The following is a 21254-nucleotide window of genomic DNA, read 5'->3' on the forward strand; positions in this document are numbered from 1 at the left end:
AAGTGGCCAAACGCAGCAGACTGTAAATCTGTTCTCGTACGAGTTCGGTGGTTCGAATCCATCAGCCTCCACCAGTTTTTAAGAGCCATTAGCTCAGTCGGTAGAGCACCTGACTTTTAATCAGGGTGTCGAAGGTTCGAGTCCTTCATGGCTCATCTGAAAGTCATCAACTAGGGTTGATGGCTTTTTTTGCATATCTGGATATATTAGAAGAGTCGGTTTACTGAGGCATCATACAATCTGATCAATTTTCGGCCTACATTAATAATCTGAAGAGTGGTGATGATGTGAGATCTGCCGAGTCGATTCAGCAGCAGCTCCAGCAAATCTTGGGTACTCCCTTTGGCATAGTTTCCTTAACGGATAGTTTGGAGCCGGCGTTGTCAAACTTCTTCAAAAAGGACAAATCGGATAGCGGCTCATTTTCCACATCTTTTATATTTGATGAGCTTGTATATTTTCCACATTATATTGGACTGGAAGACGCGATAGCCTTTACAGTGAATGAACATCAGATTACGCTTAGAGAGCGGCATTTAATTGAAGCGTTACTGGCCGGGCTGCAGACACGGCCATTACAGTCCCATAAAAGCAGGCTGAGTGAAGAGGAAAGAATGAGGCAGTTTGGGCAATGGCTGCAGCAGCAGAATATAGAAGAAAACGGGCTGCCTCCCGCCGATTTGAACCTGTCGGATGATCTGGTTAATCGAATGGTTCCGCTTCTGCTTCAAGGAGACGGTTTGCAGGTCTCTTACTCCCAACTGAACAAGCTTCTGGATAGTTATCTGGGAGGAGATGTGCTGCTGGTTCCACTGGAACAGAGAGAGTGGCTCATGCTGGCCAGCGAGAGCTTGGTTCTTGGCGGAGAAGACGAGCGGGACAAGGATCTTGCCGAGCCTGTTGAAGAGGTGCTGACTGCATTTGCACTAGGGCTGTATGAGCTGATCGCGAGCGAATGGGGCGGTGTATTCCATATCTCCATAAGCAGGCCGTTTTTGCCGACGGAAGGTCTCCCGGGAATTTTATCTCTGCTGCGGGAGACGCTGCATTTGGGCGCGCTGTTCCATGTGTCCGAGCATATTCATCTTCCTTGGGAGCTACGGTTGGAAAGGCTGCTCTACAGCATTCCGGATGAGCAGAGACAGGGCTTTATTCAACAGGACGGCATGAATTCGGGGCTGTTCGGGGATGCGGAGACCCTGAGCACGCTGGATACTTTTTTTCAATTGGATTGCAACGTAAGCGAAACGGCCAAGAGGCTATATGTTCACCGTAATACGCTGATCTACCGGCTGGATAAAATCAAGCAGGAAACCGGGCTGGATGTTCGGACTTTCAATGATGCGGTGCTGGTGCGTTTAATTTTGTTATTGTATAAAGTAACAAAAAGCAAATAGTTTTTTTGTGCAGTTTGTGGATAGCCACCCTGAGCAAGCTCGGGTAATATAACATTATAAATGTATTCGATTTCATAATTTGATTCAGGGAGGCAAAAGTCATGGCAGGTGTACGTTTAGAACATATTTTCAAAAAGTATCCGGGTTCTGACAAACCAACGGTTATCGATGTGAATCTGGACATTCAGGATAAAGAGTTTCTGGTGCTGGTAGGTCCGTCCGGCTGTGGTAAATCTACAACACTCCGTATGATTGCAGGGCTGGAGGAAATCTCCGACGGCAAGCTGTATATCGGTGACCGTGTCGTTAATGACGTAGCTCCGAAGGACCGCGACATCGCGATGGTGTTCCAATCCTACGCTCTTTACCCGCACATGAACGTATACCAAAACATGGCTTTTGGTCTGAAACTCCGTAAGGTAAAGAAGGATGAAATCGACAAACGTGTACGGGAAGCCGCAAAAATTTTGGACATTGAGCATTTGCTTGACCGCAAGCCGAAAGCATTGTCCGGCGGTCAGCGCCAGCGTGTAGCCTTGGGACGCGCGATTGTGCGTGATCCGCAAGTATTCTTGATGGATGAGCCGCTGTCCAACCTGGATGCGAAGCTGCGCGGCCAGATGCGTGCGGAGATTACCAAGCTGGCTAAACGCCTTGAGACTACCGTTATTTACGTAACGCATGACCAGGTTGAAGCCATGACGATGGGCGACCGGATCGTTGTTATGAAAGACGGTGTGATCCAGCAGGCCGCATCTCCGGATGAGTTGTACAACCGACCGGTGAATCTGTTTGTTGCCGGTTTTATCGGTTCTCCTACGATGAACTTTATTAACGGCAAGCTCTCTGAAAAAGACGGCGGCATGTATTTTACGGCTAACAATATCGATCTGCTTGTGCCTGAAGGCAAAGCTCAGGTGCTGAAGAGCAAAGGTTATAGCGGTAAAGAAGTTATTTTGGGTATTCGTCCTGAGGATATCCATGAAGAGCCGGTATTCCTGGAGGCTTCTCCGAGAACGGTCTTTACATCCAATGTGGATGTAACCGAGAACCTGGGTCACGAAATGCTGCTTTATCTGAGTGGTGCTGGCAGCGACACGATCATCGCCCGCGTAGACGGACGCTCCAATACACGTGAAGGTGCTGCAACAAAAATGGCGGTTGATATGAACAAAGTTCATATTTTCGATAAAGAATCCGAATTGAACGTTCTGATCGCAGACTAATCTGCAATCAGAAAGAAGCAAGCCGCCTGTCCTCCGGGACAGGCGGCTTTTGGCATGTTTGGAACCGTTACGACAACGGCCAGAGCATTGCATTCGGCTACAAATTCCTTTACGATGGGGATACGCATATTGTGTTAAACATGGACAGTTTTTCGTACGGACATAACGGATTAGGACGAGGCTGAAAGGAAGAAAACACGACAATGGCAAAAAAGGTTAAAGTATCAGAGCTTGTACAGCAATTTCACCTGGAGGTTATATCCGGGGAGCATGGGCTCCGCAGAGCCATTACGGTAGATGACCTGAATCGGCCTGGTTTGGAGATGGCCGGCTATTTTGAATATCACCCGCAGGAACGGGTTCAGCTGCTCGGCAGAACCGAGCTTGCCTTCGTGTCCATGCTGCCGGTAGAAGACCGGCGGGACCGCATGGACCGGTTATGCACCGAGCAGACCCCCTGTATTGTAATTACCCGCGGGCTTGATGTGCCGCAGGAACTGATCGAGATCAGCGCGGAGCGGAATATTCCCGTCCTGCGCAGCAGCATGGCGACTACTATTTTATCCAGCCGCATTACAGGGTTCCTGGAGCGCAAGCTCGCTCCTACTGCGACCATACATGGTGTGCTTTGTGATGTATATGGTGTGGGAATGCTCATTACCGGCGGCAGCGGCATCGGCAAAAGTGAAACCGCGCTGGAACTGGTCAAACGAGGCCACCGTCTGGTTGCGGATGATGCGGTGGAAATCCGGCAAACCTCCGATTTTCAACTGCACGGCACTGCGCCGGAGCTGATTCGGCATCTGCTTGAAATCCGCGGGGTCGGCATTATTAATGTTATGACTCTGTTCGGTGCCGGCGCAATCCGCAACAACAAGAGAATTACGCTGGTGGTACGGCTGGAAGCATGGCAGCAGGATAAACAATACGACCGTCTGGGGCTTGACGAGGAAACCACGCGCATTATCGATACTGATGTTCCACTGGTCACCATTCCGGTTCGGCCGGGACGGAATCTTGCGGTTATTATTGAAGTGGCGGCCATGAATTACCGCCTGAAGCAAATGGGCTACAATGCAGCTCTGCAGTTTACGAATAAGCTGACGGCTACCATTTCCGAAGATATGGATGACTTGGACTGAAAACGCAAAGGGTAAACAAGGAGTGATTGAACGATATGGCGACATTGCTGATTGACCCGATTGCGTTTACGCTCGGGCCCCTGCGGGTACACTGGTACGGAATCATTCTCGGATTGGCAGCCCTTGTGGGTTTGGTGGTCGCGATCCGCGAGGGTAAACGTTACGGAATACCCCAGGAATTTTTTATGGATATGCTTTTGCTCGGGGTTCCGTCTGCGATCATCGGGGCTCGGATCTATTATGTTGCCTTCAAGTGGGAGGATTATCGGGACAATCTTTGGGATGTATTCAAAATATGGAATGGCGGAATAGCGATTTATGGCGCTTTGATTGGCGCCATCATCTGCGGGTTCTTTTATTTCCGGTATAAAGGCTATAATTTCTGGAGAATTGCCGATATTTGCGCTCCGGGCCTTCTTGTCGGACAAATGATCGGCCGTTGGGGGAACTTCGTCAATCAGGAAGCCTACGGTGGACCTGTCGACGAATCGTTCCTGCGTTCACAGCTCAACCTGCCTGACTTTATTGTGAACCAGATGAATGTGAACGGTGTCTATCATCACCCAACCTTTTTATATGAGTCCTTGTGGAGCTTGGCAGGCGTTATTGTGTTGCTTATCCTGCGCAGACGGCCTTTCCTCCGTGCGGGCGAACTGTTTGCTTCCTATTTCATCTGGTACTCGATTGGCCGTTTCTTCATTGAAAGGCTGAGAACGGACAGCCTGGCCTTCCAGGGACCGGGATGGCTCGTTTCGTTCATGAATGGTCTTTGGTCTCCAATGGCTTGGTTCGGCTTTGAGCCAGGGTACCTGGATCCGGCCTACGGGGATGTGCGTATCTCCCAGCTGCTGGCGGTAGGGCTGGTTGTAGCTGCAGTTATATTTATCATCATGCGGCGCACGTCGGGCAGGGCACCAGAACGGTACAGCGATCCGATTGTATCCAGTAAAGCAACGGCAGATCAGCTACCGGATATGGCAGCAGGGGAACAGACCCAGCATCACGAGGAGCGTACGGTGTATGCGAAGAACGAGCTTGATGCGCCTGAAATTCCAGTCGCAGACCAGCATAAGAAGGAGTAGTCATGATCAATACCATTTTGTTTGATTTGGACGGCACGATAATTGATACGAATGAGCTGATCATCACTTCATTTCTCCATGTTTTGCAAGGGAAGACGCTGCAGCCGCTGACCAGAGAAGTGATTATTCCGCATATGGGCGGAACGATGGAGAATCAGCTTCAAACCTTGACGGGTCTGGCAGATGTCGCCGGACTGGTAAGGGATTACCGGGCCTATAGTATGCTTCATCATGATACTATGGTCAAACCTTTTCCGAATGTGCTTGAAGTTGTCAAAACCTTGCATAAACAGGGCATTAAGCTGGGCGTGGTAACCACCAAAATAAGACCTAACACGATTCGTGTACTGGAAATGTTCGATTTGGTCTCCTATATGGGCAGCATTATAACGGTGGATGATGTAGAGCATCCGAAGCCGCATGCCGAGCCTGTATTGAAGGCGATACAAGAGCTCAGCGCGGACCCTGCTCACACGTTGATGGTCGGGGACAGCTCATTTGATATTCTGGCTGCCCAGGCGGCCGGGGTCCAATCCGCCGGCGTGGCGTGGTCTCTTAAGGGCGAGGAGACGCTGCGCGGCTACAACCCGGATTTTATGCTCAAGAACATGACGGATCTGCTGGACCTGGTCGCTCAAGGTACGGAAGCCAAGTGAGAAACGTAGAGCGATACCCTGTAGAGGGTCACAATGCTTTATGGCAGATCTATAAAACCGTCAGTCCATGGAAGGGCGTCAAAAATTTTATATGTATCCAGCTTGCCCGCTATTGTCCGGTACTGCCCCTCAAGAACTGGATTTATCGCCGTTTGCTCGGCATGAAGATAGGGGAGTATACCGCTTTTGGATTAATGGTTATGGTGGACGTGTTTTTTCCGGAAAAAATCTCGATCGGTCGCAATTCGGTCATTGGCTACAATACGACCATTCTCGCCCATGAATATCTGATCAAGGAGTACCGGCTCGGCCAGGTGATCATCGGAGATGAGGTGTTGATCGGAGCGAACACTACGATTTTGCCCGGGGTTACGATTGGGGACGGAGCGGTGGTCGCTGCCGGCTCGGTGGTTCACAAGAGTGTTTCTCCCGGCGCCTTTGTTGGCGGTAATCCGCTGCGGGAACTGAGTCGGGACTAAATAACTATTTTTACCATAGAAATCTGTTGCACAGACAGCCCGCAACCCTTGAGGTTTCGGGCTTTTGCGTGCTTTAGACATGTTTCGAGAAATAGCGGGAACAGGGGAAAATCGTTGAAATGAAATACATAATCCGGTATCGTTAAAAGGTCAGTTAACTGCAAAGGGGGAGTGGCCATGGCAGTGGGGCAGAAGGAAAGGCTGCCGCAGCTCGATATTTTCCGGGCTATTGCTATCCTTGGTGTTCTTCATGTACATGCCACATCATACGCGGCCGGTGTTCAGGCATTGGATTCGCCTTATTATTTCATATTGAATTTTGTGAACATCTTTTTCAAGTATGGGACGCCATCATTTATCTTTCTAAGCAGCTTTGTGCTGTTCTACAACTATTACGACAGGTCGCTTAACCGTGCGCTGGTAAGCCGTTTTTACGGGAAGAGGCTGGGGTACATTCTAGTGCCCTATGTAATCATTTCTAGCGGGTACTTTATCCTGTCCCAACTGGTTAACGGCTTGCTCGGACAGCCGCTGATGGAGCATCTGTCCAGTTTTGTGCGCCAATTGCTGACAGGCTCAGCCTACACTCATTTATATTTTGTATTTATCAGCGTTCAATTTTATATTCTGTTTCCGTTTATGCTGAAGCTGCTGCAGTCCTCACGTTTTATGGTGCGCTGGGCGATACCGATCGGGCTCGCGCTGCAGTGGATTTTCATCTTCCTGAACAAGTATGAATGGCAGATCCCGAACAAGGGAAGCTACGCCATTTCTTATCTGGCTTATTATTTGATGGGAGCCTATGTGGCACTGCATTTTGATAAATTCAAGGATTGGCTGAAGGCTTCATGGAGGCAGATGTCTTCCGATCATAAAAGATGGACCCTCCTCTTATGGGGCTACTGGCTGATCGTATCACTGTTTCATGTGACACTGTGGTACTACGGCCGGCATGATGGCATTTGGGTCGATTCGCTATGGTATGAGCTGCTGTGGAATGTGCATACGATGCTGTCGTCGCTGGTGCTGCTGCAGGTGGCCTTCCGCCTGTACGATCAGGCGGCCCCGAGAGTCGTCACTTTCCTGATCCGCCTGGGGGAAGCTTCTTTTGCAATCTATCTTGTTCATCCGCTGATTTTGGCGATCTATCGCCGCTTTCGCTACTATATCCCCGTCGATTCCTTCACGTACGTGGTCTGGATTTGGGGCGGGCTGCTTGCAGCACTGTTCATAACCTGGTTCATCGTCGTTTTCAGCTTCCGGTATGTTCCGTTTGTAAGGCTGTTTCTGGGAAGTGTGCCGAAGTCTTATACGGCTGTGGGGGGAATTCAAGGAAGGCAGGTTGCGGGCCGGGTTCAAAAAGCAGATACATGACAAATCAGGTTCGGCAAAATGACTGTTCGGTTAATCCTATATCCGAGCAGCCTTTTTTTGTTCGAGGCTGTGAATCAACGACTCAAAGAGCCTGAGTTTGACGGGTGCCGGAAGGCGTGTTAATATATCCAATATACTTATACTTTAGTTTATTATCGCTTTACTATAATAAAGAATATAATAATGATTAGGCTATCGGGGTGAATAATCTATGTCCAAACCGAAAGGTTTTGAAAAGCCGGCCGGCGTCAGGGACTATCTGCCGCGTGCGGTCAGCAAGCTGCGTGCCATTGAACGTGATGTACTGGAATGCATGGAAGGCTGGGGATACCGTCAAATTATGACCCCCACGATGGAATATTACGATACGGTTGGAGTGGCCAGCTCCACCTCGGACCAGAAGCTTTTCAAGCTGCTCAACAATCGGGGTACTACCCTTGTGCTGCGGGGGGATATGACTGCACCGATTGCCAGAGTGGTATCTTCCCTGTTGAAGGAAGAGCCGCTGCCGCTCCGATTGTCCTATCATGCCAATGTGTTTCGTGCCATAGAGGAAGAGGCGGGCAGGGAAGCGGAGTTTTTCCAGACAGGTCTTGAGCTGGTGGGGGACGATTCACCCGAGGCGGACGCTGAGGTAGTAGCTCTGGCGATTGCCTCGCTGCAGGCTGCGGGCGTAACCTCCTTCAAGATTGCGATGGGACATGTCGGATTTCTGAACGGATTGTTTGAGGAGGTAATCCCGGGCCGTACGGATGAGCAGGAGAAATTGAAGGAGCTACTGCTCAAGCGGGATGTGGTCGGTTACCGGGCGGCTATAGGCAGGCTGGATATTGCACAGGATCACTTGAGCAAGCTGGAGTCGATTTTGCGTCTGCGCGGCGGCAAGGGAGTCTGTGAGCAGGCGGAGGCGCTTAGCACAGCACCGGGGGCCCTGTCCTCAATTTCCCACCTGTGCAAGGTGTGGGAGGTGCTTGAGGCATATGGTGTGGCCGAGCAAGTTCTGATCGATCTGACGATGATCGGGGATTTCTCCTATTATACAGGCATGACTTTTGAAGGTTATGCGGGCGAGATCGGCTCGCCCGTGTGCAACGGAGGCCGCTATGACAATCTGCTTCAGCAGTTCGGACGCGACGTTCCCGCCACAGGCTTCGCACTGAAAACGAACCGGATTGTGGATGGCACTGAAGGCATTCAAATGCCGGTTCAGCTCCCAATATTGATCAAATACGACGAATCCGGGCGCAAGGAAGCTTTTGAAAAAGCAGCCCAGCTTCGTGCGGCAGGAAATGTTGTCGTTACGCGGCTGATCGGCAGCGGGGAGCCTTCTGCAGACGAGCAATCATACGAAGCGATTTATACTTACAAGTCGGGCGCATCGGCTCCCGGCTCTCGGTAACAGGAAAAGGAGGTTTCGTCATGACGGATATGCTGAAGGTGGCGATGCCCAAAGGGCGTATATATAAACAGGCATCCCAATTGCTGCGCGAAGCAGGCGTGCCCATCCCGCCAGACGTGGATGATACGCGCAAACTGGTTATCCCCCTGCCGGAGCTGGGCATGGAGTTTATTATGGCCAAACCTGTCGATGTCCCGACCTATGTGGAATACGGAGCGGCAGATATTGGCATCGTGGGCAAGGATGTGCTGCTGGAAGAAAGCAAGGACGTATATGAGCTGCTGGATCTGGAAATTGCCCGCTGCCGCATGTCCGTGATCGGACTGCCGGATTGGCAGCCGGGCATTCACCAGCGTGTGGCGACGAAGTATCCGCGTGTGGCATCCCAATATTTCAGGGAGCAAGGCCAGCAGGTGGAGGTCATCAAGCTGAACGGCTCCATTGAGTTGGCCCCCCTGATCGGGCTTGCTGACCGTATTGTCGATATGGTGGAGACGGGGCAGACGCTGCGGGAGAACGGACTGGTCGAGCAGACCATCATTTTGGATATCACAAGCAGGCTGATTGCGAACCGGGTCAGCTACCGGATGAAAAATACGGCAATTCAGGAGCTGTGTGACCGGCTGCAGCAGATCATCCCGGGCAAAGCCGTACAGACGCAGGGAGGGACCAGAGCATGAAGATCGTGTCTGCCCGTGATTTCAAACTGCAGCGGGAGGTGGATTACGGAACTCCTGAGCAGAATCAGGCCGTTAAAGATATTATTCACGGCCTGCGCGCCGAGGGTGACGCTGCCCTGCTGCGTTACACGGAAGCTTTTGACCGGGTGACGCTGTCACCACAGGATTTGCGCATAACCCCGGATGAGCTGCAGGCGGCGTACAGCCGGGTGGAGCCATCCTTCCTTGAGGCGATCCGCGCCGCAGCGGCTAATATCCGCGCATTTCATATAAAGCAGAAACGCAACTCCTGGATGGATCTGCAGCCGGACGGAAGCCTGCTCGGACAGATCATCCGTCCGCTGAAGCGGGTCGGCGTATATGTCCCTGGCGGCAAGGCCGCTTATCCTTCCTCGGTGCTGATGAATGTCATCCCGGCACAGGTTGCCGGCGTTCCCGAGATCGTGATGGTGACTCCGCCCGCAACCGGCGGCAAGGCCGGGATCGATCCCTATACGCTGGTAGCCGCTGCCGAGGCAGGGGTAACGGAAGCGTACCGGATCGGTGGTGCGCAGGCGATTGCGGCATTGGCGTACGGAACGGAGACCATTCAGCCGGTCGATAAAATATGCGGTCCAGGCAACATTTATGTAGCGCTCGCCAAGCGCGAGGTATACGGAGCCGTCGATATTGACAGCATCGCAGGACCGAGCGAAATCGTCGTGCTCGCGGACGACACGGCCAATGCGGCTTATGTAGCGGCGGATTTGCTTTCCCAGGCAGAGCATGACGAAATGGCTTCCGCCATTCTCGTCACCCCTTCGCGCAGGCTGGCTGAAGCCGTATCGGCCGAGGTGCAGAAGCAGCTTGCAGAGCTGCCGCGCCGGGATATCGCCTCGACCTCCATTGAACAGTATGGGGCGATTATCGTGACAGATACGCTGCAGGATGGCATCGAAATCGTGAACCGCCTCGCTCCGGAGCATCTGGAGATGATGGTGGAGAATCCGATGGCGTATGCCGGATTGATTGAAAATGCGGGCGCCATTTTCCTGGGCACATATAGCTCGGAGCCGGTAGGTGATTATTTTGCCGGGCCTAATCATATCATCCCGACGAACGGGACGGCGAGATTCTCCTCGCCGGTGGACGTGGACGATTTTATCAAGAAATCCAGCTTGATTTATTACAGTAAAGAAGCCCTGTTCAAGAATGGCGCAGCGATCATGGAGCTGGCCCGCCATGAAGGCCTGGAAGGGCATGCCCGGGCGATCGGGGTTCGGCTGCAAAACGAAGGAGAGGCGAGATAAGGGATGGAGAATATCGGCAACGGACAGGCACGGTCGGCTGAGGTAAGCCGCAGAACGAATGAAACGGATATCCAGCTGGCATTTACGGTGGACGGAACAGGGAAGTCGGAGATCGAGACGGATGTGCCTTTTCTGAACCATATGCTCGACCTGTTCACCAAGCACGGCCAGTTCGACCTGAAGGTCGACGCCAAAGGTGATATCGAGATTGATGATCATCATACAGTGGAGGACATCGGAATCTGTCTCGGGCAGACGCTGCTGCAGGCCCTTGGTGATAAAAAAGGCATCAAACGTTATGCCAGCGTGTTTGTACCAATGGATGAAGCGCTTGCACAGGTGGTGATCGATCTGAGCAACCGCCCGCACTTCGAATACCGGGCACAGTATCCTTCCCAGCAGGTCGGCGGCTTTTCCACTGAGCTTGTGCACGAATTTCTGTGGAAGCTCGCACTGGAGGGGCGGATGACGCTGCATGTGATCGTGCATTACGGCCAGAACACTCACCACATGATTGAAGCGGTGTTCAAAGCGCTGGGCCGCGCGCTTGACGAGGCGACCAGCATCGATCCGCGTGTGACGGGAGTGCCGTCCACGAAAGGAGTGCTGTAATCCATGGCTATTGCAATTGTGGATTACGGCAGGGGCAACCTGCACAGTGTCAGCAAGGCGGTGGAGCGGCTCGGTTATGAGGCCGTTGTCACGGGTGATGAAGGTACAATCCAGATCGCCGACGGCGTCATCCTGCCGGGGGTAGGCGCCTTCGGAGATGCAATGGAACACCTGCGCAGCAGCGGTCTGGACCGCGTCGTCAAGAAAGCAGCGTCCGCCGGGCAGCCGCTGCTTGGCGTATGTCTCGGAATGCAGCTGCTGTTCACCAGCGGGGAGGAGTATGGGAGGCACGAAGGGCTTGATATTTTGCCGGGAACGGTTGTGCGCTTCCCGGCCGCTGCGGGCTTGAAGGTGCCGCACATGGGCTGGAACCGGCTTTACTTTTCGCAGGCAGAGCATCCGCTGTTCACGGGACTTGAAGAGGGGCATGTCTATTTTGTGCACTCTTATCACGCCAAGACGGAGCAAGCCTCCGATCTGCTGGCCATAACGGATTACGGCGGACCGGTCACGGCGATTGTTGGTCGGGACTCGGTATTCGGCATGCAGTTTCATCCAGAAAAGAGCGGCCAGCTGGGCATGAAGCTGCTCGGCAACTTCCTTGCATTGACGGGAGCCGCGCGAAAGCCGGAAGGGCAGAGCTCATAATACAGCTAATTTCAGCATAGTTAAGGAGGCAGTCCATGTTTACGATCTATCCTGCCATTGATATTCGTGACGGCAAGTGTGTGCGTCTGATTCAGGGAGACTATAACCGTGAAACGGTTTATAATGATAACCCGCTTGAGGTCGCACAAGAGTGGGAGCGACTTGGAGGCACATTCATCCACCTGGTTGACCTGGACGGCGCCAAGGCTGGACATCCTGTGAACGATACACTGATAGGTCGAATTGCATCGGCCGTCAATGTCCCGGTACAGGTTGGAGGCGGTCTGCGCACTCGCAGTGATGTGGCGCGGCTGCTGACCCTTGGGGTAAGCCGCGTCATTCTCGGTACAGCCGCTATTGAAGACCGCGCATTCACGGAAGAGGTGCTCGGGACATACGGAGACCGGGTTGCCATTGGGCTGGACGCCCGGAACGGTTATGTGGCGACAAGAGGCTGGCTGGAAACGTCGGAGGTAAAAGCAGAAGAGCTCGCGCGCGAGCTCGCGGCCAAAGGGGCGGAGACGTTCATCTTCACGGATATCTCGCGGGACGGCATGATGCAGGGGCCAAATGTAGACGCAATACTCTCTCTCGCTAGAGCCAGCGGACGCACGGTAATCGCTTCCGGCGGAGTGAGTGTGATGGATGACCTGCTGAAGCTATCTGCCCATGCGCAGGAAGGCATCGGCGGGGCGATCGTCGGCAAGGCGCTGTATACAGGCAGCATCAACCTGAAGGAAGCGGTTGGCGCCATGGCGGGCATAATCCGTTAGCCCAGGAAGCGGAAAAAAGGGGGCTCATCGATGCTGGCGAAACGCATTATCCCATGTCTGGACGTGAAGGACGGACGGGTAGTCAAAGGTGTTAATTTTGTGAATCTGCGCGATGCGGGCGATCCCGTGGAGCTGGCTGCTCTGTATGACCGCGAAGGCGCCGATGAGATTGTGTTTCTGGATATCTCAGCGTCTGTTGAAGGCCGGGCGACTATGGAGGAAGTGGTACGCCAGACCGCAGGAGAAATTACGATTCCGTTTACGGTAGGGGGAGGAATCTCCCAAGTAGATGATATGAAACGGATTTTGCGCGCAGGGGCGGACAAGATCGGTATTAATACAGCCGCTGTGCTCAATCCGCAGCTGATTACGGACGGAGCACGCAGCTTCGGCTCCCAGTGTATCGTCGTGGCAATGGATGCGAAGTATAACGAGGCGTGGGGCGAGTGGGAGGTCTATACCCATGGCGGCAGAAAGCCATCCGGCATCCGTGCGCTGGCTTGGGCCAAGGATGCGGAGCGGCTGGGGGCAGGTGAGATTTTGCTGACCAGCATGGATGCGGACGGCACGAAGGACGGCTTTGATCTGCCGTTAACCGCGGCTATCGTGGATGCGGTCGGCATTCCGGTCATCGCCTCCGGCGGGGCCGGGCGGAAGGAGCATTTTTATGATGTGTTCACCGAGGGCAAGGCGGATGCGGGGCTGGCGGCGACCATCTTTCATTATAAGGAAATTGCAATCCCTGAATTGAAGCGTGATTTGAAAGGCAGAGGAGTGGAAATACGATGAGTGACGATATACGGCAGGAGCTTTCTCTGGAGCAGCTTCTTGAACATATCCGTTGGGACGCTTCGGGTCTCGTCCCGGCCATTGTTCAGCATGCGGCTACGGGACAGGTGCTGACACTGGCTTATATGAATCAGGAGTCTTTGAAACTGTCGCTGGAAACTGGCCAGACGTGGTTCTGGTCCCGTTCCAGGCAGGAGCTGTGGCACAAAGGGGCCACGTCCGGCAATACACAGCAGATCGTCCGGATGAGCCTCGATTGCGACGGGGACAGTCTGGTCGTTCAGGTGAATCCGCAGGGCCCGGCCTGCCACACCGGGGAAGAGACCTGCTTTTACCGTGACATTGCCGTCGGCACGGACCCAGGACTGCAGGTGGCTGCACGCTCAAGCAGCGGGCGGTTTGCGGTGCTGGCCGAGCTGGAGGCTGTCATTGCAGAACGGGAGCGGACGCGCCCGGAAGGTGCGTATACGACGTATCTGTTTGACAAAGGCGTGGACAAAATTCTGAAAAAAGTCGGAGAAGAGACTTCCGAAACCATTATTGCCGCCAAAAATAAAGATAACGATGAGCTGAGGCTTGAGGTCAGCGATCTGATCTACCATCTGTTAGTGCTGCTGCAGGAGCGGAAGCTGCCGCTGGACGACATTATGGCCGAGCTGAACCGCAGACATGAACGGCCACGCAGGGATTAGTTCTCAGCAACGGCTTGAATTATCACTTTGCAGAGGAGTAGCGTTTATGCGTATTGACTACCACACGCATCATGCCCGCTGCGGACATGCGTCCGGGAGCCTTGAGCAATATGTTCAGCAGGGAATCCGTCTCGGGCTGGATCAGTTGGGCATGTCCGACCATATGCCGCTCCTGCATGTGAATCCGGCGGATTATTACCCGGAGATGGCCATGCCGATGGAGGAGCTGCCGCGTTATGTGGAGGAATGCTTGGAGCTGAAAGAGCGTTACCGTGGGCAGATCGACATTCGCGTCGGCCTTGAAGGGGATTATATCGAAGGCTGGGAACGGCAGATTGAGGACATTGTGGTCTCTTATCCGTGGGATTATGTCATCGGATCGGTGCATTTTCTGGGCGAATGGGATGTGACGGATTTCCGCCAGGTGCATCATTGGGAGGGCAAGAATGTGCTCAGCGTGTACCGTACATACTATGACGCCGTAGCCAAAGCCGCTGCCACGGGCTTTTATGATATCATGGGGCATCTGGACGTAATCAAAAGGTTTGGGCATAAGCCTGCTCCGGAGCAGGAAGAGGAGTTGCGTGCATTGGAAGAGGGGGCTCTTGCCGCAGTGGCGCGCAGCAGCCGCGCCATGGAGCTGAACGCCTCCGGCCTGTCCAAGCCGTGCGCGGAAATGTTCCCGAGCAGGCGCATGCTTGAGGAAGCGCATCGTCTCGGCATCCCTGTAACCGTAGGCTCTGACGCACATCAGCCTGAAAAGCTGTCGGAGCATCTGGATCAGGCCCGCGAGTTGCTTTACAAGGTTGGTTATCGTGAGCTGGCTGTCTTTGAGAAAAGGGAACGTTCTAGCGTAAAGCTAACCATATAATATATGTTCAGGCTGGTCATTTCTACAAATGACCGGCTATTTCCATATGGCGGCCCTGAAAGGTATAATATACGAACAATAGACTGGGTTACCTAAACCTATGTTCGAAACCGTAAAGCTGCCGAAGGAGGAAAACGATGCAACCGTCCTTGCGTATTTTTTCCGGATCTTCGAATCCGAGGCTTGCCCGCGCTATTTGCGACAAGCTCGGCGTTGAGCTGGGCAAGATCAAGCTGTCCCGTTTCAAAAGCGGTGAAATTTATGTGCATTATGAAGAAAGCATTCGGAACTGTGACGTTTTTCTTGTGCAGTCTTTGGCTCATCCTATCAATGAACTGTTCGTCGAGCTGCTGGTCATGATCGACGCAGCCAAACGGGCTTCGGCACGTACCATCAACATTATTATTCCCTATTACGGTTATGCCCGCCAGGAGCGCAAGTCGGCGCCGCGTGAACCCATTTCCGCCAAAATGGTGGCCGATGTGCTGACAACGGTAGGGGCGTCTCGAGTGGTTACGCTGGATCTGCATGCAGCAGCCATACAGGGCTTTTTCAACATTCCGGTGGATCATCTGACCGCGCTTGATCTCATCAGTGAATATTTGCGGACGAGCGGTATCGAAAAGCCTGTGATCGTATCGCCGGACGCGGGCAGGGCATCCATGGCGGAGAAGCTGGCGAACCGTATGGACTCGCCTTTTTCCATCATGATCAAGAAAAGACCGGCCCACAATGAATCCGTCATTACGCATCTTATAGGTGATGTGGAAGGCAGAACGCCGGTTATTATTGAAGATTTAATCGATACCGGTTCCACGATCGTTAATGTGGTTGAGGGGCTGAAGGAGAAAGGGGCAGGAGAGGCCATCGTATGCGCCACCCACGGCCTGTTCTCCGGCTCCGCCCTGGAGAAACTGAAGCATCCTTATATCCGGGAGATTGTGATTACGGACTCCATTCAGCTGCCGGAGGAGGTCCCGGACAGGCTTACGGTGCTTCCCGTCGCCCCGATGCTGGCCCGCGCCGTCCGCATCATTGTGGATGGCGGATCTATAGCAACTCTATTCAAAGACGCGGGTATATAAAGCCCGTGTCTTTGAGCTGCGTTTCATGAAACCATTTGGGTGAAATTACAGAAAACATGCTTTCAAATGGGATGAGCAGTGCTTCAAACTTATGTTATAATGTATAGGCTCAATAGCAAGTTAAAGGAGGTGCCTTTGTTATTATGAAAGGCAAAAACCTGCGGGTTACGGACACTCGCCCCAATATTATTGCCCTGCGTCTTGACGCGTCTTTTTTCTTTGAGAGAGCCGTCCGCTCGCTGGATCGCAATCATTATGACAAGGCATTGAAATATTTTCGCAAGGCTGTGGAATATGAACCGGATAATCCGGTGAATCATTGCAATATGGCGGGTATATTATCTGAGATGGGCGATTACCAAGGCTCGAATGAGGTGTTGGAATCCGTTCTGCAAAATGTCAGTCCGTCGATGACGGAATGCTACTTCTATATGGCCAACAACTATGCCAACATGGAGCAGTTCGAGGCGGCCGAGAAAGCGCTTGTAACCTATCTGGAGGAGGATGAGGAGGGCCATTTCCTGGAGGAAGCGGAAGACATGATGGAGCTGCTGTATTATGAGCTGAATCGGCCGACCAAGCTGAACCGGATCAAAGCGCGGCAGGGAGCCGTTGAGCACGATCAGGCCCGTCTGCTGCTGGAGGAAGGCAAGTTTGCGCAGGCTGCAAAGCTGCTGGAGAAAATCTCTGGCGACCAGCCCGATCTGCTGGCGGCACGCAATAACCTGGCGCTTTCCTATTATTATATGGGAATGTTCGAAAAGGCGAAGGGGACCATTCTGCAGGTGTTGCAGGATGATCCGGGCAACCTGCATGCGCTCTGCAACTTGGCTATATTTTATCAGAATGAAGGCGGAGGCCCGCATCTTGATGCGTTGCTGGAGAGCCTGGCGGTCATCGTACCCTTTCAGCAGGATCAGGTATTCAAGCTGGGGACGACGATGGGCATTATGGGCCGCCATGAGGAGGCCTACAAGCACTTCCACCGGCTGCTGAGGGACAGCGGGAACAAGGCGGATGCATCCCTGTATCACTACGCTGCCGTAGCCGCCAGCAATACGGGGAGGTATGAGGAGGCGGAACGGCTGTGGCAGCAAGTCAAGAAGCTCGACCCGGCTTCGGAGACACCGCGGTTTTATCTGTCCCGGCTGCATGAGCTCCGCAGCAAGGGCAAGCCCATGGAGAAGCTCAGCTACCATTATCATCTGCCATTTAATGAGCAATTCAAGCTGTGGGAGAAGTACGGAAGCCGCCATGTGCCGGAGGAAATGAAGAAAGACCCGCTTGTCAGGTCTTCGTTCTTCTGGGCACTCCGCCATGGGGACGATGCCACGAAGTCCCAGGTCATTCAAGCTCTGACGCTCATTGGGGACGAAGAGGTGCGGGAGGCGCTCGGCTTGCTGCTTGCCGATACGACTCAGGCTCCGGGCTTGAGAGAGCAGGCAAGGGCAGCTTTGCAGGATATGGATGCAAGCCGGACGCCTGCATACGCATCGGTGTCTGAGGGCCAGCCAGGGGAACAGCCGTTGGAGCAAAGAACAGCGGTTGCCGACCCGCAGATCCAGGCGGTGCTGGATAAGGCATTTTCCGTGATGGGCAAGCGTTATGACATCGCCCGGCAGAATGATCTGAAAGCCTTGTGGTTCGAGTACCTGGACCGGATCAACCCGGAGGGTTTTTCCATTCAGCATGTGGAAGGCTGGGCGGCGGCTCTTGAGTATTTGACAGCCAAAATGCATCACACACGGGCAACCTATAGAGAGATTGCCGACCGATACGGCATTTCGGTATCCACCGTCAGCCGTTATGCCCGCCAGATTGACAGTGTATGCGGGATCAAGCAGAAAATCGCCCAGCGATTCCCTTCTTTTACCGAGAAGGTATAACAATATATAAAATATGAAGGAGGTACCATCTATGTACAAATCCATTATCATCGGAACAGGCCCTGCAGGATATACAGCAGCGATTTATCTGGCACGCGCCAACATGAATCCGCTTGTCATCGAAGGCATGCAGCCGGGCGGACAATTGACGACGACGACCGAAATCGAGAACTTCCCCGGATTTCCGGAAGGGATTATGGGACCCGAATTGATGGATAACATGCGCAAGCAGGCTGAACGCTTCGGTGCGGAATTCAAATCCGGCTGGGTAGAGGAAGTGGATTTCAGCAAGCGTCCTTTCAAAATCAAGGTCGAAGGACAAGGTGTACTGGAAGCTGAATCAGTCATCATCGCGACTGGTGCCTCCGCCAAATATTTAGGTATCCCCGGCGAACAGGACAATGTAGGGCGCGGGGTCAGTACCTGTGCAACCTGTGACGGCTTCTTCTTTCGCGGCAAGAAGATCGTGGTTGTCGGCGGTGGCGATTCCGCCATGGAAGAAGCGAGCTTCCTGACACGATTTGCTTCCTCGGTGACACTGGTTCACCGCCGTGAGGAGCTGCGCGCCTCCAAAATCATGCAGGACCGTGCCCGTGCTAACGAAAAGATCCAATGGGCGCTGGACCGTACTCCGGTTGAAGTCATTGCAGGCGACAATGGAGTAAAAGGCTTGAAGGTGCGCAATAATGAGACCGGCCAGGAGGAATTGATTGAAGCGGACGGCGTATTCGTGGCGATCGGACATACCCCTAACACAGGCTTCCTGGGCGGACAAATTACGACCGATACTCAGGGTTATATTGAAGTGAAGCCGGGTACAACCGAGACGAATATTCCGGGCGTCTTCGCCTGCGGCGACGTACAGGACAACCGTTACCGTCAGGCTATTTCTGCGGCCGGTACAGGCTGTATGGCAGCTATGGATGCCGAGAAGTTCCTCGAAGGCAGCGAAGTGCATGACTGGAGTGAAACACTCGATAAGTAACCCGTAGAAGCTTGTTCTGCTTTGCAGCGATGATTTCACCGGAAGCACCCGCACAGCATTTCTGGCGCGGGTGCTTTTTAGTGGAGGACGATGTAATAGAGGGGTGCAAAATTTTGCCGGGCACAAGTACTCCCCACACTCCCGGAGCGGCTTCCGCGCCTTGACCGGATGGGGAGGTTCGCTTATAGTTGGATACGAGACTTGCGATATGGAACCATCGTTTGCCGGTGCTGTATTATAGACCGGGAACAACATTATATGTATAGAAAAAGGTGGCTTGTAACATGTCTGAAAGCATCTATATCGGCGTGGATTTGGGCGGTACGACAATCAAAGTCGGCATCTGCAATGTGGAAGGGCAGCTTTTGCATACCTATGAAGGTCCCACCGAGGTGGCTAAGGGTGTGGACTCCGTCTTGGCCAATATCGAGAAGTACGTAAGACTTATTGTGGAGCAATCGCCATTCGGTTGGGATCAGTTGAAGGGGATTGGCGCCGGTATTGCGGGTTTTCTGAATGTGCGTGACGGAGTTGTTGTGCTTGCGCCGAATATAGGTTTTCGTGATGTGCCGATTCGGGCCCTATTAGAGGAACGGCTGGCGAAGCCGGTCAAAATTGATAACGATGCCAACGTAGCGGCACTGGGCGAAGCCTGGGCCGGAGCAGGCAAAGGTGTGGACAATTGTATATGCTTCACGCTAGGGACTGGTGTAGGCGGCGGCATTATTATCGAAGGTAAAATTTATCAGGGCTTCTCTGGCATGGCAGGAGAAGTTGGTCATATCGCCGTTGTGCCTGACCTCGAAGCGATTCAGTGCGGCTGCGGCAAAATGGGCTGTCTGGAAACGGTCTCTTCAGCCACGGGCATTATCCGCATGGCCAACGATGCGGTGCAGCGTGGTGACCGCACGTCCCTTGCAACGGTAGAGAAAATTGCGGCCAAGGATGTGTTTGACGCGGCCAAGGCCGGGGACGAAGTGGCGTTGCGTATTGTTGCCCGGGCCGCTTTTTATCTGGGTAAAGCCATGGCCACAACGGCTGCGCTCTTAAACCCGGAGATGTTCATTATCGGCGGCGGCGTGTCCAAAGCGGGCGACATTCTGTTCGACGAATTGCGGCAGGTGTTCGCCAAGCTGACACCGGAGCCGCTGCAGCGCGGCACGTCCATTGTGCCGGCTACGCTGGGGAATGACGCCGGTATTGTCGGAGCAGCCGGATTGCTTCTGCGGTCCTAGAGCCCGGCTTATCATTTTGGATTACGGGAAGGGGAAAGAAGGAACATGTCGGAGAATAATAACACGGCACCGTCGGTAGGCGCAACGCTGATTATTATTACAGGGATGTCCGGTGCGGGCAAGACGATCGCCGTACAGAGCCTGGAGGATCTCGGTTTCTTTTGCGTTGATAACCTGCCGCCTGTCCTTATTCCCAAATTTGCGGAGCTGATTGAGCAGTCCAACGGCAAAATTGGCAAGGTAGCGCTGGTGATCGATCTGCGTGGCCGGGAATTTTTCACAGCACTCTCGGAATCCTTGAATTATATTAAAGATCATTTTACGATTCACTGTGAAATTCTTTTTCTCGATGCCAATGACAGCGTCCTGGTTCAGCGTTATAAAGAGAGCCGGCGCCGCCATCCCCTTGCCCCGGATGGCATGCCGCTTGACGGCATCCGTATGGAGCGCAAGCTGCTGGAGGATCTCAAAAGCTCGGCGACACAGGTCATCGACACCAGCACGATGAAGCCTTCTGTGCTAAAAAAGCGTATTATATCCAGGTTTTCTCACCTGGAAAGCAGTCTGCTATCCATTAACATCATGTCCTTCGGATTCAAATATGGTATCCCTATTGACGCAGACCTTGTGTTTGATGTGCGTTTTCTGCCGAATCCGCATTATATAGAGACCTTGCGGCCGCATACCGGGATGGACAGCGACGTATATGAGTATGTAATGAAGTGGCCAGAAACCCAGACCTTTCTGACAAAGCTGCTGGATATGTTGCATTTCCTCATCCCGCAGTACCGCAAGGAGGGCAAGAGTCAGGTCATTATCGGTATAGGATGTACCGGAGGCAAGCACCGGTCGGTGGCCATCTCCGAATATCTTGGGAAAATGCTTGGAACGAGTGAAACGGAGGCCGTTGCGGTAAGCCATCGGGACGCGGATCGGGATCGGCATTGATATAGA

Annotated in this window: 21 protein-coding genes and 1 tRNA gene; all 22 read left to right on the forward strand. The window is 53.2% G+C overall.

The genetic code is table 11. The features are described from left to right. Positions 1 to 82: 82 nt before the first annotated feature. The 22 genes from ACE5LO_RS16160 to rapZ all read left to right on the forward strand — a co-directional run bounded on the left by ACE5LO_RS16160 (position 83) and on the right by rapZ (position 21248). A tRNA-Lys gene (locus tag ACE5LO_RS16160) sits at positions 83 to 155 on the forward strand. A gap of 132 nt (positions 156 to 287) precedes the next feature. Then, on the forward strand, positions 288 to 1397 hold the full coding sequence (locus tag ACE5LO_RS16165) for a PucR family transcriptional regulator (RefSeq protein WP_375521050.1): 1110 nt from the start codon (positions 288 to 290) through the stop codon (positions 1395 to 1397). A gap of 101 nt (positions 1398 to 1498) precedes the next feature. Next, positions 1499 to 2623 (forward strand): ABC transporter ATP-binding protein, encoded by a 1125-nt coding sequence (locus ACE5LO_RS16170; protein WP_375521051.1) that lies wholly within the window; start codon positions 1499 to 1501, stop codon positions 2621 to 2623. Between the two features lie 203 nt (positions 2624 to 2826). After that, entirely contained in the window at positions 2827 to 3765 is a 939-nt protein-coding gene (gene hprK, locus ACE5LO_RS16175) for an HPr(Ser) kinase/phosphatase (protein WP_375521052.1), read from the forward strand. A 35-nt stretch (positions 3766 to 3800) separates the two neighbouring features. Next, entirely contained in the window at positions 3801 to 4847 is a 1047-nt protein-coding gene (gene lgt, locus ACE5LO_RS16180) for a prolipoprotein diacylglyceryl transferase (protein WP_375521053.1), read from the forward strand. A gap of 2 nt (positions 4848 to 4849) precedes the next feature. Then, entirely contained in the window at positions 4850 to 5503 is a 654-nt protein-coding gene (gene ppaX, locus ACE5LO_RS16185) for a pyrophosphatase PpaX (RefSeq protein ID WP_375521054.1), read from the forward strand. Then, positions 5500 to 5982 carry an acyltransferase gene (locus ACE5LO_RS16190; RefSeq protein ID WP_375521055.1) on the forward strand — a complete coding sequence of 161 codons (483 nt, stop codon included), beginning with the start codon at positions 5500 to 5502 and terminating at the stop codon, positions 5980 to 5982. The genes ppaX and ACE5LO_RS16190 overlap by 4 nt, the downstream gene beginning before the upstream one ends. 177 nt (positions 5983 to 6159) lie before the next feature. Beyond that, positions 6160 to 7356, forward strand: coding sequence for an acyltransferase (locus ACE5LO_RS16195; RefSeq protein WP_375521056.1), 1197 nt, complete (start codon positions 6160 to 6162; stop codon positions 7354 to 7356). A 211-nt stretch (positions 7357 to 7567) separates the two neighbouring features. Then, entirely contained in the window at positions 7568 to 8755 is a 1188-nt protein-coding gene (locus tag ACE5LO_RS16200) for an ATP phosphoribosyltransferase regulatory subunit (protein WP_375521057.1), read from the forward strand. 20 nt (positions 8756 to 8775) lie between these two features. After that, a complete protein-coding gene (hisG, locus tag ACE5LO_RS16205; RefSeq protein ID WP_375521058.1) occupies positions 8776 to 9435 on the forward strand; it encodes an ATP phosphoribosyltransferase in 660 nt (219 codons plus the stop codon). Next, a complete protein-coding gene (gene hisD, locus ACE5LO_RS16210; protein WP_375521059.1) occupies positions 9432 to 10724 on the forward strand; it encodes a histidinol dehydrogenase in 1293 nt (430 codons plus the stop codon). The genes hisG and hisD overlap by 4 nt, the downstream gene beginning before the upstream one ends. A 3-nt stretch (positions 10725 to 10727) precedes the next feature. Then, on the forward strand, positions 10728 to 11336 hold the full coding sequence (gene hisB, locus ACE5LO_RS16215) for an imidazoleglycerol-phosphate dehydratase HisB (RefSeq protein WP_375521060.1): 609 nt from the start codon (positions 10728 to 10730) through the stop codon (positions 11334 to 11336). Between the two features lie 3 nt (positions 11337 to 11339). Beyond that, positions 11340 to 11984: an imidazole glycerol phosphate synthase subunit HisH gene (gene hisH, locus ACE5LO_RS16220; RefSeq protein ID WP_375521061.1), complete on the forward strand. Its 645-nt coding sequence runs from the start codon at positions 11340 to 11342 to the stop codon at positions 11982 to 11984. 35 nt (positions 11985 to 12019) lie between these two features. Next, positions 12020 to 12757 carry a 1-(5-phosphoribosyl)-5-[(5-phosphoribosylamino)methylideneamino]imidazole-4-carboxamide isomerase gene (gene hisA, locus ACE5LO_RS16225; RefSeq protein ID WP_375521062.1) on the forward strand — a complete coding sequence of 246 codons (738 nt, stop codon included), beginning with the start codon at positions 12020 to 12022 and terminating at the stop codon, positions 12755 to 12757. Between the two features lie 30 nt (positions 12758 to 12787). Then, on the forward strand, positions 12788 to 13546 hold the full coding sequence (gene hisF, locus ACE5LO_RS16230) for an imidazole glycerol phosphate synthase subunit HisF (protein WP_375521063.1): 759 nt from the start codon (positions 12788 to 12790) through the stop codon (positions 13544 to 13546). Further along, positions 13543 to 14238, forward strand: a complete 696-nt coding sequence (gene hisIE / locus ACE5LO_RS16235) for a bifunctional phosphoribosyl-AMP cyclohydrolase/phosphoribosyl-ATP diphosphatase HisIE (protein ID WP_375521064.1) — start codon at positions 13543 to 13545, stop codon at positions 14236 to 14238. The genes hisF and hisIE overlap by 4 nt, the downstream gene beginning before the upstream one ends. Positions 14239 to 14284: 46 nt before the next feature. Then, positions 14285 to 15109 (forward strand): histidinol-phosphatase HisJ, encoded by an 825-nt coding sequence (gene hisJ, locus ACE5LO_RS16240; RefSeq protein ID WP_375521065.1) that lies wholly within the window; start codon positions 14285 to 14287, stop codon positions 15107 to 15109. A 137-nt stretch (positions 15110 to 15246) separates the two neighbouring features. After that, positions 15247 to 16194 (forward strand): ribose-phosphate diphosphokinase, encoded by a 948-nt coding sequence (locus tag ACE5LO_RS16245; RefSeq protein ID WP_375521066.1) that lies wholly within the window; start codon positions 15247 to 15249, stop codon positions 16192 to 16194. Positions 16195 to 16337: 143 nt separating this feature from the next. Next, on the forward strand, positions 16338 to 18080 hold the full coding sequence (locus ACE5LO_RS16250; RefSeq protein WP_375521067.1) for a tetratricopeptide repeat protein: 1743 nt from the start codon (positions 16338 to 16340) through the stop codon (positions 18078 to 18080). Between the two features lie 31 nt (positions 18081 to 18111). After that, complete coding sequence (gene trxB, locus ACE5LO_RS16255; RefSeq protein ID WP_375521068.1) at positions 18112 to 19065, forward strand: thioredoxin-disulfide reductase; 954 nt, start codon at positions 18112 to 18114, stop codon at positions 19063 to 19065. A 284-nt stretch (positions 19066 to 19349) separates the two neighbouring features. Further along, positions 19350 to 20300, forward strand: coding sequence for an ROK family glucokinase (locus ACE5LO_RS16260; RefSeq protein ID WP_375521069.1), 951 nt, complete (start codon positions 19350 to 19352; stop codon positions 20298 to 20300). 45 nt (positions 20301 to 20345) lie between these two features. Then, positions 20346 to 21248, forward strand: a complete 903-nt coding sequence (rapZ, locus tag ACE5LO_RS16265) for an RNase adapter RapZ (RefSeq protein WP_375357921.1) — start codon at positions 20346 to 20348, stop codon at positions 21246 to 21248. Positions 21249 to 21254 lie beyond the last annotated feature (6 nt).

Origin of the sequence: Paenibacillus medicaginis, assembly GCF_042138635.1 — a bacterium.
Taxonomy (GTDB): Bacteria; Bacillota; Bacilli; order Paenibacillales; family Paenibacillaceae; genus Paenibacillus; species Paenibacillus medicaginis.

Bases quoted from the DNA above. Each gene is read 5' to 3' on its own strand.
- ACE5LO_RS16250 (WP_375521067.1), top strand. From the start codon at position 16,338: ATGAAAGGCAAAAACCTGCGGGTTACGGACACTCGCCCCAATATTATT.
- ACE5LO_RS16195 (WP_375521056.1), top strand. From the start codon at position 6,160: ATGGCAGTGGGGCAGAAGGAAAGGCTGCCGCAGCTCGATATTTTCCGG.
- hisG (WP_375521058.1), top strand. From the start codon at position 8,776: ATGACGGATATGCTGAAGGTGGCGATGCCCAAAGGGCGTATATATAAA.
- trxB (WP_375521068.1), top strand. From the start codon at position 18,112: ATGTACAAATCCATTATCATCGGAACAGGCCCTGCAGGATATACAGCA.
- ACE5LO_RS16200 (WP_375521057.1), top strand. From the start codon at position 7,568: ATGTCCAAACCGAAAGGTTTTGAAAAGCCGGCCGGCGTCAGGGACTAT.
- ACE5LO_RS16260 (WP_375521069.1), top strand. From the start codon at position 19,350: ATGTCTGAAAGCATCTATATCGGCGTGGATTTGGGCGGTACGACAATC.
- hprK (WP_375521052.1), top strand. From the start codon at position 2,827: ATGGCAAAAAAGGTTAAAGTATCAGAGCTTGTACAGCAATTTCACCTG.
- hisH (WP_375521061.1), top strand. From the start codon at position 11,340: ATGGCTATTGCAATTGTGGATTACGGCAGGGGCAACCTGCACAGTGTC.
- lgt (WP_375521053.1), top strand. From the start codon at position 3,801: ATGGCGACATTGCTGATTGACCCGATTGCGTTTACGCTCGGGCCCCTG.
- hisIE (WP_375521064.1), top strand. From the start codon at position 13,543: ATGAGTGACGATATACGGCAGGAGCTTTCTCTGGAGCAGCTTCTTGAA.
- ACE5LO_RS16245 (WP_375521066.1), top strand. From the start codon at position 15,247: ATGCAACCGTCCTTGCGTATTTTTTCCGGATCTTCGAATCCGAGGCTT.
- ppaX (WP_375521054.1), top strand. From the start codon at position 4,850: ATGATCAATACCATTTTGTTTGATTTGGACGGCACGATAATTGATACG.
- hisD (WP_375521059.1), top strand. From the start codon at position 9,432: ATGAAGATCGTGTCTGCCCGTGATTTCAAACTGCAGCGGGAGGTGGAT.
- rapZ (WP_375357921.1), top strand. From the start codon at position 20,346: ATGTCGGAGAATAATAACACGGCACCGTCGGTAGGCGCAACGCTGATT.
- hisF (WP_375521063.1), top strand. From the start codon at position 12,788: ATGCTGGCGAAACGCATTATCCCATGTCTGGACGTGAAGGACGGACGG.
- ACE5LO_RS16170 (WP_375521051.1), top strand. From the start codon at position 1,499: ATGGCAGGTGTACGTTTAGAACATATTTTCAAAAAGTATCCGGGTTCT.
- hisA (WP_375521062.1), top strand. From the start codon at position 12,020: ATGTTTACGATCTATCCTGCCATTGATATTCGTGACGGCAAGTGTGTG.
- hisJ (WP_375521065.1), top strand. From the start codon at position 14,285: ATGCGTATTGACTACCACACGCATCATGCCCGCTGCGGACATGCGTCC.
- hisB (WP_375521060.1), top strand. From the start codon at position 10,728: ATGGAGAATATCGGCAACGGACAGGCACGGTCGGCTGAGGTAAGCCGC.